The sequence below is a fragment of the Methylorubrum salsuginis genome (genome assembly GCF_900114375.1).
Taxonomy (GTDB): domain Bacteria; phylum Pseudomonadota; class Alphaproteobacteria; order Rhizobiales; family Beijerinckiaceae; genus Methylobacterium; species Methylobacterium salsuginis.
On record NZ_FOSV01000004.1, the window covers coordinates 172,689 to 187,495 of the forward strand.

At 74.4% G+C, this 14,807-nt stretch carries 19 protein-coding genes; 17 read left to right on the forward strand and 2 right to left on the reverse strand.

What is annotated here, in order from left to right; genetic code table 11:
* Nucleotides 1–54: 54 nt before the first annotated feature.
* Both BM140_RS07530 and BM140_RS07535 read right to left on the reverse strand, forming a co-directional pair.
* Entirely contained in the window at nt 55–900 is an 846-nt protein-coding gene (locus BM140_RS07530) for a S1 family peptidase (protein WP_091943623.1), read from the reverse strand.
* 143 nt (nt 901–1,043) lie between these two features.
* Nucleotides 1,044–1,805, reverse strand: a complete 762-nt coding sequence (locus tag BM140_RS07535) for a S1 family peptidase (protein ID WP_207549442.1) — start codon at nt 1,803–1,805, stop codon at nt 1,044–1,046.
* Nucleotides 1,806–1,835: 30 nt separating this feature from the next.
* On the opposite strand from BM140_RS07535, the gene BM140_RS07540 reads away from it, so the two are divergent.
* From BM140_RS07540 to BM140_RS07620, 17 genes are all read left to right on the forward strand, one after another.
* The gene (locus BM140_RS07540) at nt 1,836–2,408 is read left to right on the forward strand and encodes a head-tail connector protein (protein WP_091943627.1); all 573 of its coding nucleotides are present in this window, start codon (nt 1,836–1,838) and stop codon (nt 2,406–2,408) included.
* Between the two features lie 39 nt (nt 2,409–2,447).
* On the forward strand, nt 2,448–2,765 hold the full coding sequence (locus BM140_RS07545) for a head-tail adaptor protein (RefSeq protein ID WP_091943629.1): 318 nt from the start codon (nt 2,448–2,450) through the stop codon (nt 2,763–2,765).
* Complete coding sequence (locus tag BM140_RS07550) at nt 2,762–3,214, forward strand: DUF3168 domain-containing protein (RefSeq protein ID WP_091943631.1); 453 nt, start codon at nt 2,762–2,764, stop codon at nt 3,212–3,214. Before BM140_RS07545 ends, BM140_RS07550 begins: the two co-directional genes overlap by 4 nt.
* A gap of 32 nt (nt 3,215–3,246) precedes the next feature.
* Nucleotides 3,247–3,657: a phage major tail protein, TP901-1 family gene (locus BM140_RS07555; RefSeq protein WP_091943633.1), complete on the forward strand. Its 411-nt coding sequence runs from the start codon at nt 3,247–3,249 to the stop codon at nt 3,655–3,657.
* A gap of 4 nt (nt 3,658–3,661) precedes the next feature.
* Nucleotides 3,662–3,985 carry a gene transfer agent family protein gene (locus BM140_RS07560; RefSeq protein WP_091943635.1) on the forward strand — a complete coding sequence of 108 codons (324 nt, stop codon included), beginning with the start codon at nt 3,662–3,664 and terminating at the stop codon, nt 3,983–3,985.
* Nucleotides 3,982–4,218 (forward strand): phage tail assembly chaperone, encoded by a 237-nt coding sequence (locus BM140_RS07565; protein ID WP_091943637.1) that lies wholly within the window; start codon nt 3,982–3,984, stop codon nt 4,216–4,218. Before BM140_RS07560 ends, BM140_RS07565 begins: the two co-directional genes overlap by 4 nt.
* Nucleotides 4,215–4,808 (forward strand): phage tail tape measure protein, encoded by a 594-nt coding sequence (locus BM140_RS07570; RefSeq protein ID WP_091943639.1) that lies wholly within the window; start codon nt 4,215–4,217, stop codon nt 4,806–4,808. Before BM140_RS07565 ends, BM140_RS07570 begins: the two co-directional genes overlap by 4 nt.
* A gap of 117 nt (nt 4,809–4,925) precedes the next feature.
* The gene (locus tag BM140_RS07575) at nt 4,926–5,561 is read left to right on the forward strand and encodes a DUF2460 domain-containing protein (protein ID WP_091943641.1); all 636 of its coding nucleotides are present in this window, start codon (nt 4,926–4,928) and stop codon (nt 5,559–5,561) included.
* A gap of 10 nt (nt 5,562–5,571) precedes the next feature.
* Nucleotides 5,572–6,465: a DUF2163 domain-containing protein gene (locus BM140_RS07580; protein ID WP_091943643.1), complete on the forward strand. Its 894-nt coding sequence runs from the start codon at nt 5,572–5,574 to the stop codon at nt 6,463–6,465.
* A gap of 10 nt (nt 6,466–6,475) precedes the next feature.
* Nucleotides 6,476–6,928, forward strand: a complete 453-nt coding sequence (locus BM140_RS07585; protein ID WP_091943646.1) for an NlpC/P60 family protein — start codon at nt 6,476–6,478, stop codon at nt 6,926–6,928.
* 34 nt (nt 6,929–6,962) lie between these two features.
* Nucleotides 6,963–10,850 (forward strand): baseplate multidomain protein megatron, encoded by a 3,888-nt coding sequence (locus tag BM140_RS07590; RefSeq protein WP_091943648.1) that lies wholly within the window; start codon nt 6,963–6,965, stop codon nt 10,848–10,850.
* A 19-nt stretch (nt 10,851–10,869) separates the two neighbouring features.
* A complete protein-coding gene (locus BM140_RS26560) occupies nt 10,870–12,396 on the forward strand; it encodes a DUF2793 domain-containing protein (RefSeq protein ID WP_280142584.1) in 1,527 nt (508 codons plus the stop codon).
* An 11-nt stretch (nt 12,397–12,407) separates the two neighbouring features.
* Nucleotides 12,408–12,845 carry a hypothetical protein gene (locus tag BM140_RS07600; protein ID WP_091943650.1) on the forward strand — a complete coding sequence of 146 codons (438 nt, stop codon included), beginning with the start codon at nt 12,408–12,410 and terminating at the stop codon, nt 12,843–12,845.
* A 35-nt stretch (nt 12,846–12,880) separates the two neighbouring features.
* The gene (locus tag BM140_RS07605; protein WP_091943652.1) at nt 12,881–13,465 is read left to right on the forward strand and encodes a lysozyme; all 585 of its coding nucleotides are present in this window, start codon (nt 12,881–12,883) and stop codon (nt 13,463–13,465) included.
* A gap of 30 nt (nt 13,466–13,495) precedes the next feature.
* Entirely contained in the window at nt 13,496–14,050 is a 555-nt protein-coding gene (locus tag BM140_RS07610) for a hypothetical protein (protein ID WP_244535334.1), read from the forward strand.
* 48 nt (nt 14,051–14,098) lie between these two features.
* Nucleotides 14,099–14,452, forward strand: a complete 354-nt coding sequence (locus tag BM140_RS07615; protein WP_091943654.1) for a hypothetical protein — start codon at nt 14,099–14,101, stop codon at nt 14,450–14,452.
* Nucleotides 14,453–14,479: 27 nt separating this feature from the next.
* Complete coding sequence (locus BM140_RS07620; protein ID WP_091943657.1) at nt 14,480–14,704, forward strand: hypothetical protein; 225 nt, start codon at nt 14,480–14,482, stop codon at nt 14,702–14,704.
* Nucleotides 14,705–14,807 lie beyond the last annotated feature (103 nt).

Sequence of the window (14,807 nt, forward strand, 5' to 3'; positions counted from 1 at the left end):
GGCGGACCCGCTCGACTCGGGGCCGCCCTCTCATGGTTCGAATCTGCGTCGCGTTCAGCGCGCCGAGCGCCGTCCCGGCCGGGCGACCCAGCGGGTCTCACCGGCCTGGGCCGCCACGTCAGCCGGCAGGGCCTCCATCTCCGCGGCGCGGTTGGAGATCCAGCTCGTGTGCTCGGCGGTCGGCGTCACGGCGGTGAAGCCGCCGCAGGCGGTGCGGGCGCGCCGGTCCTGGCGCATGGCGCCGCTCGACCAGCTGACCACGCCGACCATCTGGCCGCCGCGCAGGATCGGACCGCCGGAATCGCCGAGGCACGCGCCCGCCCCCGCAGTCTCGGCCATCCGCCGCGCGTCGGTGACGACGGTGACGCGGTTGGCGACCTGCAGCGAGCCGATCGAGACGAGCTGCGCCGTGCGCAACGTCCGGGCGGTGCCGCGGCGGTTCTCCGCCAGCACGCCGTAGCCGGCGATGTCGACGGAATCGCCGGTGCCGATAGCGCCGCCGCGGGGATCGAGCGGGCGGAAGCCCTGGCCGACGGGACGCTCCAGCTTCAGCATCGCGAGGTCGATGCCGGGCTGCTCCTCCGGCGTGGTGCCGGGGACGAAATCGGGATGCATGGAGGCGGCGACCACCCGCAGGCGGCGCTGGCGGAAATCGGGATCGACGACGTAGACCTGATAGCTCGCCTTGCGCATCACGCAGTGGGCGGCGGTGAGCACCAGATCCTGTGCGATCAGCGTGCCGGAGCAGATCTCGCCCTGGCTGCTCTCGACGCGCACCACCGAGGCGCGCAGGCCGGACGGATCGCGGCTGGTATGGCCTTCGACCACGGCCTGAGCCGAGAGCGGCACGAGCCCGATCAGGGCTCCGAGCAGGCAGGCACGCAGGGGGCTCGAAGCCATCGAGGTTCTCCGAAGATCCGGGCGTTCCGACGCCGGACGCGACTGAAGCGTATCCGAACGCAATTCGGCGGCCAAGGTCCGGTTCCCAGGTGTAACCGAGCGAGCGATCAACTTCCGCTCAGCGCGACACTGAAAAACGCCGCTCACCAGCGTGCCGCCGTACCCCAGCCACTGAGCGTCCGATCGATCCAGTCCCGCTGGGGGCCAAGGAGCACGCCCTGGGTGAGGCCGCCGCAGGCATCCTTGACCCAGGCGGCGACGGCCACCACGGCGGCGCCGTCGAGGACCGGGCCGCCGGAATCGCCGTTGCAGCCGCCCGCTTGGCGGGCCTGGAGCCAGACCAGGATGCGGCTTGGGCCGTAGGGCTCGACCACGGTGAGTGTCGCACCGCGATAACGGCCGATCGATCGCCGGTCGTTGCCCCGCGCCGCGCCGTAGCCCGCGAGCGTCAGGGCGGCGCCGGCGCTCGGCCGGCCCGCGCTCAAGGTCGCGGGCTCGAACCGGGCCGGCAGGCCTGCGCGGGTGCGCAGGAGCGCGAGGTCGATGGATCGGGTGCGCCCGCGGACCGCATCGCCGTCGTAGCCCGGATGCATGACGCGGGCGGCGACCTCCGCGAGCACCGGGCGACCGGCCTCGTCGCGGTAATGGATGCGGTTCTCGGAGACGCCCGCCACGCAATGGCCCGCGGTCAACACCGCGTCGGGCGCCACGACGATGCCGGTGCAGACCCCGCCCCCGGAGGTCAGCACCATCACGGCCGAGCGGGCGCCGGGCAGGTCCGCCCCCTCGCGCCCGCCGACGATGGCTTCGGCCGGCGAGGCGAGGGTGCAAGCCAGCGCGAGCGCCGACATCACCCGCAGGCTCCTCGACGGCGCGTGGCGGTCGGGTGGGATCGACACGGTCATCACGAAAAAGTTCGGTTCACGGAGAACGGCATGACCCCGATACGCGTGGCGGACCTCGGCGTCGAGCCGGTAACCCTGGCCGAGATGCGCGCCGTGCTGCGCCTCGGCTCCGACGAGACGGCGGAAGACGCCTTCGTGCTCGCCCTGATCGCGAGCGCCCGCGCCGCGGTCGAGGCGGCTTCCCGCCGCCTGCTGCGGCGTGCCCGCTTCCGGACGATCCTGCTGGGCTGGCCGGGCGACGGCCTGATCCCGCTGCCGCTGAGCCCGCTGGTGGCGGTCGAGCGGGTCGGTCTCATTGAATCGAACGGAGACGTGACGGCGGTCGCCGCGCCGGTCGGTCTCGGTCCCGACCCCTGGGATGCGCCCTGCCTGACGATCGGGCGCGACCGGCCTTCCTTGGACGGCCGCACGATCCTCGTCGAGGTGATCGCGGGTTGCGGCGGCGACGGCCCGCCGGTGCCCGAGCCCCTGGCGCAGGCCGTGCGCCTGACCGTGGCCGACGGGTTCGAGAACCGCGGCGACGGCCCTGAGGCCGGCCCGCCCCGTGCCCTGCCGCCCGCCGCCGCCGGCCTCTGCGCCGCCTGCCGGCGGATGCGGCTGTAATCGACCGCCTCGCCCCAAGCTCTCAGGGAGATTCCTGCCATGACCCACGTGCCCCTCGGCGCGCGGCGGCGGCGCCTCGTGCTCGAACGGCCGGTGGACGAGCCCGACGGGTTCGGCGGCCGGCTGCGCCGCTTCGTTGCCGGCCCGGTCCTGTGGGGCGCCGTGGAGCCGGCGGGGGCTGCCGCGGGCGGCGGTCGATACCGGGTCCGCCTACGCTATCGGCCGGGCGTCGTCCCGGCCATGCGGTTCGCCGACGGCCCGCGCCGCTTCGCCATCCGTTCCGCCGATGATCCCGACGGGGCCCGCCGCGCCCTCGTATGCGAGGTCGAGGAAGTGATCGAGGAGGCTTCCGCATGAGCACCGCCACGATCACCGCCACACGGACGGCTCTGAGCCCGATGCTGGCCCTGCGCGCCGGCATCCTCGCGCGACTCGGCAGCGATGCCGCGCTGGCCGCGCTGATGGGCGGCGTGGTGCGGCTCTACGACGAGCTGCCGCGGGGCGCGGCGCCGGTCTATGCCCTGTTCGGCGACGGCGAGGTCCACGACGATTCCGTCGAGGGCGCGCGCCGCCACCGCCATACCCTGGCACTCCACGTGATCGCCAAGCCCGGCTCGACCCGCACCGCGCTGGACGCCGCCGAGCGCATCGCCGTGCTCCTCGACGACGCGGCGCTCGGCCTGGACGGCCACGCCCTCGTGTTCCTGCGCCTCGGCACGCTCGCCGCCGCCCGCGACGAGCGCACGGGCGAGGCCCGCGCGACCCTCACCTTCGCGGCCGTGACCGAACTTTTGCCAACGGCCTGACCCCGAACCCCGAGACCGAACCGGAGCCGACCATGAGCGCACAGAAGGGCAAGGACCTGCTGGTCCGGGTCAAGGACGGGACGAACGGCTTCGTCGCCGTCGCAGGCCTGCGCGCCCGCCAGATCGCCTTCAACGCCGAGACCGTGGACGTCACCAACGCCGATTCCGCCGGGCGCTGGCGCGAGCTGCTCGACGGGGCCGGGGTGCGCCGCGCCGCGATCAGTGGGGCCGGCGTGTTCCGGGACGAGGCCTCCGACGCGCGGCTGCGGCAGATGTTCTTCGACGGCACGATCGACCGCTTCCAGATCGTGGTGCCGGCCTTCGGCACGATCGAGGGGCTGTTTCAGATCTCCAGCCTCGAATATCGCGGCGACCATGCAGGCGAGGTGACCTACGACATGGCCCTCGATTCCGCTGGGCCTCTGACCTTCACGGCGGCTTGAGGCCATGGCCAACCGCAGACGCGGCGAGGTGCCCCTCGCCCTCGGCACCGAACGCTACACCCTCTGCCTGACGCTCGGCGCGCTCGCCGAACTGGAGGACGCCCTCGCGACGGGCGACCTCGTCGGGCTCGCCGAGCGGTTCGAGCGCGGACGCCTGAGCGCCCGCGACCTCATCGTCCTGCTCGGCGCGGCGCTCCGCGGCGGCGGCCACGCCCTCGACGATGCGGCGGTCGCCGCCCTGCCGCTGGCGGGCGGTTTTTCCGCCGTCACCGCGGCGCTCGGCGAGGCGCTCGCCGCCGCCTTCGGCGAGGCGACCCCAAACCCTTGAGCCCCACGGGCGGGACGGCGCCGGCGGCGCAGGCCGCCGCCTTCCCGTGGGATGCCGTGATGGCGCTGGGGCTCTCGACCCTACGCTGGCGCCCGCGCGACGTCTGGGCCGCCACGCCCCGGGAGATCGCCGCCGCTGCGGGCCTTGGCCCCCGACCCTCCGGCGATGCCCTCGGCCGGGCCGAGCTCGCCCGCCTCATCGCCGCCCATCCGGATCCGGAGACCCTTCGATGAGCGACAGCGACCGCAGCACCGCCGAGCGCGTCAAGCAGCTCGAAACCCTCGACCGGCTCGCCCAGAAATTCGGGCAGAGCCTGTCGGCGGCGTTCAACCAGAACCTCAATGCGGGGCGCCAGCTCGACGGCCTGCTCGGTACGCTCGCCACCAAGCTCGCGGGCGTGGCGGCGAAAGCCGCGCTCGATCCGCTGAAGGCCGGCGTGAAGGGGCTCGTCGACACGCTGCTGAGTTCGTCCGCCCCGTCGGCCGCCAATCCCACGGCCTTCGCCCACGGCGGCGTGCTCGACGGGCTCGGGCCGGGGGGGCCTCGTGTGCGGCCCTTCGCGGCCGGCGGAATCGTCGCGGCCCCCACCTACTTCCCGATGGGAGGCGACCTCGGCCTGATGGGCGAGGCCGGGCCGGAGGCGATCCTGCCGCTCCGGCGCGGCAGCGACGGCCGCCTCGGCGTCGCCGCGGGCGGGGCCGAGCGCCCGGTCGCCGTCACCGTCAACATCGCGACCCCCGATATCGAGGGCTTTCGCCGCTCCGAGGCCCAGGTCGCCGCCCGCCTCGCCCGCGCCGTGGCCCGCGGCCGCCGCGCACTCTGAATCGCGTCGCGGTGCGCCTGACCCAGGGTCGGCCGCACCGCATCCGCCTGCCGTCGCAGGGGCAGCCTCGCGAGGGTCGCGCGGCTGGTCCGTCCACGCCGTGAGAGGCTTGCCCGCATGCCGTCCGACTTCCACGAGGTGCGCTTTCCCCTCGACGTGGCCCTGCGCGGCAGCGGCGGCCCCGTGCGCCGCACCGAGATCGTCACGCTGGCCTCCGGCCGCGAGCATCGCAACAGCCGCTGGGCGGATTCGCGCCGCCGCTACGATGCGGGCCTCGGCATCCGCACCCTCGATGCGCTCCACGCCGTGCTGGCCTTCTTCGAGGAGCGGCGCGGGCGCCTCTACGGCTTCCGTTACCGCGACCGGGTCGATCACCGGTCCGGCCCGCCGTCGCAGGCGGTCACCCCGGCCGACCAGCGCATCGGCGTCGGCGACGGTGCGACCCGCGTCTTCGCGCTGGCCAAGACCTACGGCGACGGCCCGGCGCCCTACCGCCGCGTCATCGCCAAGCCGGTGGCGGCTTCGGTGCGGATCGCCCTCGGTGCCGTCGAGATGACGGGCGCGCAGGCCGTCTGCGATGCCGCCACCGGCCTCGTCACCTTCGCAGCACCACCGCCTCCGGGCGTTCCCATCACCGCCGGCTTCGAGTTCGACGTGCCGGTCCGCTTCGACACCGACGAATTGTCCATCGATCTCGCCGCCTTCACCGCGGGCGAGGTGCCGCGTGTGCCCCTCGTCGAGATCGTGCCGTGAGACCCGACCCATGCGCGCGATTCCTGCTGCCCTGGCCGCCCGCCTCGACGGCGCCGCCACCACCCTGTGCCGTTGCTGGGCCCTGCATCGCCGCGACGGCGTCAGCTTCGGCTTCACCGATCACGACCGCGACCTGAGCTTCGGCGGCCTCACCTACGAGGCCCGCACCGGGCTGGAGGCGGCCGAAGCCTCCACCGAGCTCGGCTTCGCCGTCGGCGGCGGCGAGGTGGCCGGCGCGCTGACCTCGACGGGCATCCACGAGGCCGACGTGGCGGCGGGCCTCTACGACGGCGCCGGCATCGAGACCTGGCTGGTCGATTGGATGGTGCCGGAGGCGCGCCTGCTCCTCGACGTGGCGAATCTGGGAGAGCTGCGCCGGGCCGGCGGCGCCTTCGTGGCGGAGCTGCGCGGGCTGATGCACCGCCTCGACGTGCCGACCGGCCGCCTCTTCCGCGCGACCTGCGACGCCGATTTCGGCGACGCCCGCTGCGGCATCGCTCTCACCGATCCGCGCTACCGCACCACCGGAACCGTCCTCGCCGCCCTCGAACCGAGCCGGCTCGAGGTCACCCTCGCCGACGACTTCGCCCCGGGCTGGTTCTCGGGCGGGGGCCTCACCTGGACCGGGGGCGCCAATACAGGCAGCACCGCCGACCTGCGGGCCGAGAGCCGCGACGGCGCAATCGCCCAGCTCGATCTATGGGAGCCGCCGCCTCGGCCGGTCGTGCCGGGAGACACATTCCGGCTCACGGCGGGCTGCGACAAGCGGCTGGCCACCTGTCGCGACCGCTTCGCCAACGCGGTCAACTTCCAGGGCTTCCCGCACATGCCGGGCAACGACTTCGTGCTGCGCGGCGTCGGGGGCGGCCCGGCCCGCCTCGACGGCGGCAGCCTGTTCCGGTGAGGAGGTCGCTATGGGAGTCTCGGTGGCCGACCGGATCGTCGCGGAGGCCCGCGCCTGGGCCGGCACACCCTACCGGCATCAGGCCTCGCTCAGGGGCGTGGGCTGCGACTGCCTCGGTCTCTTGCGCGGCGTCTGGCGCGGCGTGCTCGGGCCCGAGCCGGAGGAGGCGCCGCCCTACGCGGCCTCCTGGGCCGAACCCGCCGAGGGCGACGATCCCCTGGCGGCGGCCGCGCGCCGCCATCTCGTGCCGGTGCCGACCCCGCTGCCGGCTTACGTGCCGCAGGCCGGCGACGTGCTGCTCTTCGCCTTTCGCGCCAATTTGCCGGCAAAGCACTGCGCCATCGCCACCGGCCCGGCCGCGATGATCCACGCCCATGACGGCGCGGCGGTGACCGAGGTCGCCCTGACACCATGGTGGCGCCGCCACCTCGCTTACGCATTCCGTTTTCCCGGCCTCGATTGAGGCTGGCCTCATTCCTCACCCTGGAGGATCTGCCATGACGACGATCGTCCTCCAGACGGCCGGCGAGGCGGTCGGCAGCGCGCTCGGCGGGCCCATCGGCGGCATGATCGGCCGCGTCGTCGGCGCGGCGGGTGGCGCGGCCCTCGACGATGCCCTGTTCGGCGGGGCCGGCGGCGCCCGTGTCGTCGAGGGGCCGCGCCTCACCGAAGTCGCCGGCCTCGCCTCCACCGAGGGCGCGCCGGTGCCGCGGGTCTATGGCCGGGCGCGGATCGGCGGCACGTTGATCTGGGCGACGCGCCCGCTCGAAGTCGCCAACACCACGGTGGAGCGCTCGCGCTCCGGTGCCAAGGGCGGCGGGGGCGGCCCGAAGACCGTGCGCACCGCCTACAGCATCTTCGCCGACCTCGCGGTCGGCCTCTGCGCGGGCGAGATCGCTCTCGTGCGCCGGATCTGGGCCGACGGGACCGAGCTCGACCTGACGACGCTGACCTATCGCATCCACACCGGCACTGCGATGCAGGCGCCCGACCCGCTGATCGTCGCCAAGGAGGGGGCGGACAACGCCCCGGCCTATCGCGGCCTCGCCTACATCGTGTTCGAGCGCCTGCCGCTCGCCGCCTTCGGCAACCGCATCCCGCAATTCGCCTTCGAGGTGGTCCGCCCGGTCGCCGGGCTGGCGCAGCAGATCCGCGCCGTCTGCCTGATCCCCGGCTCGACCGAGTTCGGGCTCGACCCGCTGCCGGTGAGCGAGGATGCGGGCTTGGGCGCGACGAAGCCGGCCAACCGCTTTCAGCTCCAGGGGGCGAGCGACGTGCTGGCTTCCCTCGACGCCCTGCAGGCGCTCTGCCCGAACCTCGTGCGGGTCTCGGTGGTGGCGAGCTGGTTCGGCGACGATCTGCGCGCCGGCCGCTGCACCGTGACGCCGCGGGTCGATTCCGCCGCCAAGGTCACGACGGGCGACGTTTGGGCGGTCGCCGGCCGCACCCGCGCGAGCGCCGCGACCGTCTCGCGCTCGGGCGACGGGGCCGCCTATGGCGGCACGCCCTCCGATGCCGGCCTGACCCGCCTCGTGGCCGAGTTGACCCGCCGCGGGCTGGCCACCGTGCTCTACCCTTTCGTGATGATGGACGTGGCGGCCGGCAACGTCCTGCCGGACCCGCGCAATCCCGCGGGCACGCAGCCGCCCTATCCGTGGCGCGGGCGCATCACCTGCGATCCCGCCCCCGGTCTGCCCGGCAGCCCGGACGGCAGCCCGGCCGCGGCCGATCAGGTGGCCGCCTTCTTCACCGGGCCTCAGGGCTACCGGGCGATGATCCTGCACTACGCCGGTCTCGCCGCCGGCTGGGCTGCAGCGGGCATGCCGCTTGCCGGCTTCATCCTCGGCAGCGAGTTCGCGAGCCTCACCCGCGTGCGGGGCCCGAGCGGCTACCCGGCGGTCGAGCGGTTCCGGGCCCTGGCCGGGGAGGTGCGTGGTCTCCTCGGCCCGAGCGTCGCCCTGGTCTACGCCGCCGACTGGACCGAGTACGGCGCCGATGTCCGCGAGGGCGGCGCTTCGGTGCGCTTCCCCCTCGATCCGCTCTTCGCCGATCCGGCGATCAGCGCCGTCGGTATCGACTACTACCCGCCGATCTCCGACTGGCGCGACGGCACCGGTCATCGCGACGCGGCGGAGGCTGCGAGCATCTACGACCGTGCCTATCTGAAGCGGCGGCTCGGCGCGGGCGAGGCGTTCGACTGGTTCTATGCCAGCCCCCAGGACCGCGCCGCGCAGGTTCGCACGCCGATCACCAACGGCGCCGACCGGAAGCCGTGGGTCTTCCGGGCCAAGGATCTGGTGGCGTGGTGGTCGAACCCGCATGTCGAGCGGGTGGGCGGCGTCGAGACCGGCCCGACCGCCTGGGTGCCGCAATCGAAGCCGATCTGGCTCACCGAGATCGGGGTGCCGGCGGTCGATCGCGGCACCAACGGCCCGAACGTCTTTCCCGATCCGAAATCCTCGGAGAACGCCGCGCCCCCCTTCTCCCGCGGCTTCCGCGACGATCTCATCCAGATCCGCGGCCTGGAGGCGATCCTCACACGGTTCGACCCGACGACCGAAAAATTTGAGCCGGCTCATAATCCGGTTTCGCCGCTCTATGGCGGTCGGATGATCGCGCCGGACGACGTGTTCGTCTGGGCCTGGGACGCGCGGCCTTTTCCGGTCTTTCCGGATTTCCGGACGGTCTGGTCGGATGCCGAGAACTGGGCGCTCGGTCACTGGATCACGGGACGCCTCGAGGGGCTCGACCTCGACCGGCTGATCGCCGCGATCCTGGCCGATCTCGGCATCGAGGCGCCCGCGGTGATCGAGGCCGCGGGTTTCCTCGACGGTTACGTCCTCGACCGGCCGCTCTCGGCCCGCGAGGCGCTGGAGCCGCTCGCCCGCCTCTACGGCCTCGACGTCTCGGTTTCCGCCGGCACCCTGCGGGTGAGCGGACCCGAAGGCCGTCCGCCCGTGACGATCGCGGCCGACGACCTCGTCCTGGCCGAGCGCGACGACGCGCCCTTGCGCCTCGTGCGGGCCGAGGAGAGCGCGTTGCCCCGCGCCGTCGAGATCGGCTTCTCGGACGGTGAGAGCGCGGAATACCGCCGCGCTTCGGCGTCGGCCCAGCGCCCCGGCGGCGCCCGGCGGCGGGAGGCCCGCATCGAGGCGGCTCTGGTGACGCGGCGCGATGCGGCGCAGGACCTGGCGGAAACCCTGCTCGACGCGAGTCTGGCCGGCCGCGAGACCGCTGCCTTCGCGTTGAGCCCCCGGCGGCTCGATCTGGAGCCCGGCGACCGCCTGCGCCTGCCGGGCGGCGCCCTGCACCGGATCGCACGCATCGACGACTCGCCGGAGGGCCGCCGGCTCGAAACGCAAGGCGTGCCGCCGACGGGCCGCGATTCCCGCCCCGTCCGCTCCCCTGTGTCGCCTGCGCGGACCCCGCCTTTCCTGCCGGGCCCGGTCTTCGCCCGCGCCCTCGACCTGCCGGTGACGCGGGGCGCGCCGACGCCGCTCTCCTATCTGGCGGTCGCCGCCGAGCCCTGGCCCGGCGCCGTCGCGGTCTGGCGCTCGGGCGGCGAGGGCGCGCCGTTCGCGCTCCACCGCCTCGTCGATCATCCGGCCTGCCTCGGCCAAACATTGTCCGCCCTGGCCCCCGGACCCCTCTGGCGGTTCGACCGCAATGCCCGGCTCGACGTGACACTGCGCCATGCGGACGGGCTCGGTTCTGTCACCGAGGCGGCGGCGCTGTCGGGCGCCAACCTGTTCGCCCTGGTTGGGCCGGATGGGGGTGTCGAGCTCTTCTCGGCGGCCGGGGCCGCGCTGACCGGGCCGGATACGTGGCGGCTGACGATGCTGCTGCGGGGGCTCGCCGGCAGCGAGGCGGCCGCGGGCCGCGCGGTGCCCGCGGGCAGCCTGATCGTGCGGCTCGACGACGGCGCGGTCGTGCCCCTGGTCGAGCGCCTCGACGAAGCCGGGCGCCGCTTCCTCTACCGGATCGGGCCGGCGGGCCGCGACCCGGCCGATCCGGCTTTCATCGGCCTGGAGGCGACCGCGGGCCTTACCGCCTTCGTCCCCTTGAGCCCCGTCCACCTGCGGGCGCGGCGGGAGGCCGGGGGCCTGCGTCTCTCCTGGACCCGCCGGGCCCGGCGCGACGCCGATGCCTGGGAGCCCGCCGACGTGCCCCTCGACGAGGCGTCGGAGGCTTACGCCGTCGACATCCTCGGGCCCGACGGCACCCTCCGGCGCAGCCTCACCGCCACCGGCCCGAGCCTGCTCTACGCGGCAGAGGCGGGCGATTTCGGCGGTCCCGTCACCGAGATCGATGTCGCGGTGGCGCAACTCGGCACCGTCGGCGGGCGCGGTCCCGCCTGCCGGGCGCGGGTGAGCGTGCAGACGTAATCCTCACCGGAGCCACATCATGGCCGACACCACCCCGAGCCTCGCCCTGCCCCTGATCGCGGCCGGGCAGGCGCAGAAGCACGTCACCCATAACGAGGCCCTGGCGCTCCTCGACGCACTGGTCCAGCTCGCGGTGATCGACAAGGATCTGGCCGCCCCGCCCACGAGCCCGGCCGAGGGCGACCGCTACATCGTCGCCGCCGATCCGTCCGGGGCCTGGGCCGGTTGGGCCGGGCGGATCGCCCGCTATCAGGACGGGGCGTGGCTCTCGCGGATGCCGCGGCCGGGCTGGCTCGCCTTCGTGGCCGACGAGGCCGAACTCTACAGCTTCGTCGGCGGTGCCTGGGTTGCCTTCCGCTCCACCTTCACCACGCTCCAGAACCTGACGCGGCTCGGGCTCGGCACGTCGGCCGACGCGCAGAACCCGTTCGCGGCCAAGCTCAACAAGGCGCTCTGGACTGCGCTGGCGACGGGCGAGGGGGGGACGGGGGATCTGCGCTACACCCTCAACAAGCAGGCGGCGGGCAACGTGCTGTCGCTGCTGCTGCAGACGGGCTTTTCCGGTCGCGCCGAGATCGGCCTCGTCGGCAGCGACAATCTCGGCCTGCGCGTGAGCCCGGACGGCGCCACCTGGCTCCCCGTGTTCAGTGTGGAGCGCACGACCGGCGCGGCCACCTTCGACAAGGGCACCCTGCGCGAGGAGGTCGCCGTCGTCACCGCGACGGGCCCCTGGACCAAGCCGTCCTGGGCGCGGGAGGTGACCTGCATCGCGATCGGCGGGGGCGGGGGCGGGGGATCCGGCCGGCGCGGGGCGGGTGGCAGCGTGCGGACGGGCGGGGGAGGGGGCGGGGCCGGCGGCCTCGCCGAGGAAACGTTCCTAGCCAGCGAACTGGCCGCGACGCTCTCCATCGAGATCGGCGCGGGCGGTCTCGGGGGAGCCGCCGTCGCGGCCGACAATGCCAACGGCAATCCCGGCGGCCAGGGCGGCGCCAGTCGCGTCGTCTCGAATGGCCTCGGCATCTTGGCGGCCAGTGGCGGGCTCGGCGGTCAGGGGGGATCGACGGGGAGCGCGGGCGGCGGTCTGGCCGGTTCCGCGTTCACGATGGACATCGGCGGTTCCGGCAACGGAGCGTCGTCCTCCGGCTCCGGCGGAACCGCCCCGCAAGCCGCGAACGGCTATCGGGCCGGAGCCGGCGGCGGGGCCGGCGGCGGCCTCACGTCGGGAGATACGCCGTCTCCGGGCGGCTTCAGCGGATACGGCTACCTGATCGGCAATGGCCGCGTGACTCCGATTTCGGCCGGCGGCAACGCGCCGGGCGGAAACGGGTCCGTGGGCGCTGCCAAGTCCTGGCAGCGCGGTTTCGGCGGTGGCGGTGGCGGCGGCGCGGGCGGCAACGCGGCCGGAACGGTCGCGGGCGGGAACGGTGGCATCGGCGCTGCGGCCGGCGGCCCCGGCGGCGGCGGCGGGGCCTCGACCAACGGCGCGGCCTCCGGTGCCGGCGCCGATGGCGGGCGCGGCGAGGTCTGGATCGTCTCTCGCGGTTGAGGAGAAGCCCCATGGCCCGCTACCAGATCATCGACATCGCGACCGGCCGCAAATGCAACGTCGTCGAGTGGGACGGCGAAGCCCCCTACGCGCCCTCGGATGGACAGCGCATCGAGCCTGACGACGGCAGGCCGCTTTGGAGTGAGGCCCCGCCCGATACGGGACTGCCCGCGATCTCGGATCGCCAGTTCGCCCAGGCCTTGGCCGACCTCGGCGTGATCGCGCGCGCGGAGGCCCTCGCCTTCGTCAAGCGCGGCGAGGTGCCGGCGGCCCTCAAGGCTGCCATCGACGCCATCCCCGATGAAGCCGAACGCTTCGCCGCCGACATGCAGGTGAGCGGCGCAACCGTATTCGAGCGCGCCCACCCGAGCACCCTGGCGCTGGCCCACGCACTGGGCTGGTCGGAGGCGCGGATGGACGAGCTCTGGCGCCGTGCCGCAGCCCTTTAGCGCCCGGCATCCTTCCCCAATACTGGAGAACCACCATGGACCTCAGCCGTATCGGCGAGGCCGCTCTCGTCGCGCGCGAGGGGCGGCGGTTGGAGGCCTATCGCGACAGCGTCGGCATCTGGACGATCGGCGTCGGCCACACCGCCGCCGCCGGTCCGCCGCTGCCGCGCGCGGGCCTGCGCATCACCGCGGCCGAATGCGACGCGATCTTCGCCCGCGACATCGCCCGCTTCGTCCGCACCGTCGATCAGGCGTTGCCGGCGCCGCTGCCGCAGCATGCTTTCGACGCCCTGGTCTCGCTCGCCTTCAACATCGGCCCGGCGGCCTTCCTGCGCTCCACCGTCCTGCGCCGGCTGCGGGCCGGGGATCGGGAGGGGGCGGCCGAGGCCATGCTGATGTGGAACCGCCCGGCCGTGCTGATCCCGCGGCGGCAGGCGGAAGTCGATCAGTTCCGCACCCCCTACGAGACCGCCCTGCCGCGGGCGCGGCGCGGCGATCCGCAGCCGGTCGCCGCGCCTGCGCCCGTCCGGCCGGACACGCCCGCCGCCCCGCCCATCGCCGCGGCACCGCCTGCCGGCTGGCTCGCCCGCCTGCGGGCGTGGCTCGGCGGCAGCCGCTGACACCCGCACCCCCGAAAAAGGATATCCGCCATGCTCACGACCGAACCCGCTCCGCGGCCCTCCGCCATGGGCCTGCGGGGGATGCTGCTCGCCTGCGCCTTCCTGCTCGTGGCGCCCCAGGCCTGCTCCCCGGCCCACGCCACCGACGCCGCCGCGATCGTGCTGCCCTGGGGCGACGGGCTCGCCGCCCTGGCCCAGGGGCTCGCCGCCCTGGCGACGCCCGTACTCGCCACGGTCGTCGCGGCGCTGGTCGCCCGCATCCTGGGGCCGTTGCGGCTTCTCGTCACCGACGCCCTGGTCGAACGGCTGGTGCGCAACGCCACCGACTACGCCCTCAACGCCGTCGCCGGCGCCGTCCGCGGGCGTACGCTCACGGTCTCCCTCGGCTCGGCGGTGATCGCGCGGGCCGTGCAGCGGGCGCTCGACGAGGCGCCGAGTTGGCTGATCCGGGCGGCGGGCGGCGGCGAGGGCGTCGCCGCCAAGGTGTTTCGCGCCCTGCCGCTGGAGGAGGGGGCGACCGCCGCCAACACCCTGCGCCCCGCCCTGGAGCGCGTCCTCGGTCCCGTTCCGCCCCGGAGCGGCTGACCGGAGGGCGGTGCCCCGCCCATCCCGACCGCTGCGCCGGAGGCCCCCGTGGACAAGATCGCCATCGAGGCCGCCCGGCTGCTGTTCTCCGACGGCGGGGCCGGCTGGATCGTCGCGGTCCTGCTCGGCCTCGCCTGCCTGCACCTCTACCGCGACAGCCTGCGCACCCTGGAGGCGCGCATCGAGGAGACCGGCACCACGGCCGCCGCCCTGGAGCGGGCCTCCCAGACCAACGCGGCGGTGGCCGCCGCCCTGGAGAGCCGCACCCGCGTGCTGGAAGACCTCACCCGCCTCTCCGGCGAGATCGCCCGCGAGGTCGAGCGCAGCGACGCCCGCGCCCGCGAGAAGCTCGAGGAGATCCTCCGGCGTCTCGGCGAGCTTCAACACCGCCCGCGGGCCTGACCGGCTTGTCGAATCGGGAGGGAAACGATGTTCCCGCGCTTGTCCCCTGCGGGCCCCGTCTGGCGCCCCGTGAGCGTTCGCCGCCGCAGCCGGGCCGCCGCCGGCCGTCTCGCGGCCGCGCTCTGCGGCTTCGAGCGCTCGATCGTCGCGCTCCGCAAGGCCGCGCTCGACCATGTCGACAGCCAGGATCCGGCGAGCCTGACCCTGCGCGGCTTCCTCGATCGCCGGGCCGAGCGCGGCCGGACGGCGTGACGCCGCCGGGGAACCCGCGCCGCGATCCTGGCTTAACCTGCACCGTAGCGCGCCCGCGACCATGGCAACCGACCGAAAATCCGCATTCTCTCGTCTTGGTCGG

Excerpts from the sequence above, each read along its gene's own strand:
- BM140_RS07620 (WP_091943657.1), top strand. The coding sequence starts at position 14,480 with ATGTTCCCGCGCTTGTCCCCTGCGGGCCCCGTCTGGCGCCCCGTGAGC.
- BM140_RS07540 (WP_091943627.1), top strand. The coding sequence starts at position 1,836 with ATGACCCCGATACGCGTGGCGGACCTCGGCGTCGAGCCGGTAACCCTG.
- BM140_RS07550 (WP_091943631.1), top strand. The coding sequence starts at position 2,762 with ATGAGCACCGCCACGATCACCGCCACACGGACGGCTCTGAGCCCGATG.
- BM140_RS26560 (WP_280142584.1), top strand. The coding sequence starts at position 10,870 with ATGGCCGACACCACCCCGAGCCTCGCCCTGCCCCTGATCGCGGCCGGG.
- BM140_RS07535 (WP_207549442.1), bottom strand. The coding sequence starts at position 1,805 with ATGACCGTGTCGATCCCACCCGACCGCCACGCGCCGTCGAGGAGCCTG.
- BM140_RS07590 (WP_091943648.1), top strand. The coding sequence starts at position 6,963 with ATGACGACGATCGTCCTCCAGACGGCCGGCGAGGCGGTCGGCAGCGCG.
- BM140_RS07605 (WP_091943652.1), top strand. The coding sequence starts at position 12,881 with ATGGACCTCAGCCGTATCGGCGAGGCCGCTCTCGTCGCGCGCGAGGGG.
- BM140_RS07545 (WP_091943629.1), top strand. The coding sequence starts at position 2,448 with ATGACCCACGTGCCCCTCGGCGCGCGGCGGCGGCGCCTCGTGCTCGAA.
- BM140_RS07610 (WP_244535334.1), top strand. The coding sequence starts at position 13,496 with ATGCTCACGACCGAACCCGCTCCGCGGCCCTCCGCCATGGGCCTGCGG.
- BM140_RS07530 (WP_091943623.1), bottom strand. The coding sequence starts at position 900 with ATGGCTTCGAGCCCCCTGCGTGCCTGCCTGCTCGGAGCCCTGATCGGG.
- BM140_RS07575 (WP_091943641.1), top strand. The coding sequence starts at position 4,926 with ATGCCGTCCGACTTCCACGAGGTGCGCTTTCCCCTCGACGTGGCCCTG.
- BM140_RS07570 (WP_091943639.1), top strand. The coding sequence starts at position 4,215 with ATGAGCGACAGCGACCGCAGCACCGCCGAGCGCGTCAAGCAGCTCGAA.
- BM140_RS07555 (WP_091943633.1), top strand. The coding sequence starts at position 3,247 with ATGAGCGCACAGAAGGGCAAGGACCTGCTGGTCCGGGTCAAGGACGGG.
- BM140_RS07580 (WP_091943643.1), top strand. The coding sequence starts at position 5,572 with ATGCGCGCGATTCCTGCTGCCCTGGCCGCCCGCCTCGACGGCGCCGCC.
- BM140_RS07600 (WP_091943650.1), top strand. The coding sequence starts at position 12,408 with ATGGCCCGCTACCAGATCATCGACATCGCGACCGGCCGCAAATGCAAC.
- BM140_RS07585 (WP_091943646.1), top strand. The coding sequence starts at position 6,476 with ATGGGAGTCTCGGTGGCCGACCGGATCGTCGCGGAGGCCCGCGCCTGG.
- BM140_RS07560 (WP_091943635.1), top strand. The coding sequence starts at position 3,662 with ATGGCCAACCGCAGACGCGGCGAGGTGCCCCTCGCCCTCGGCACCGAA.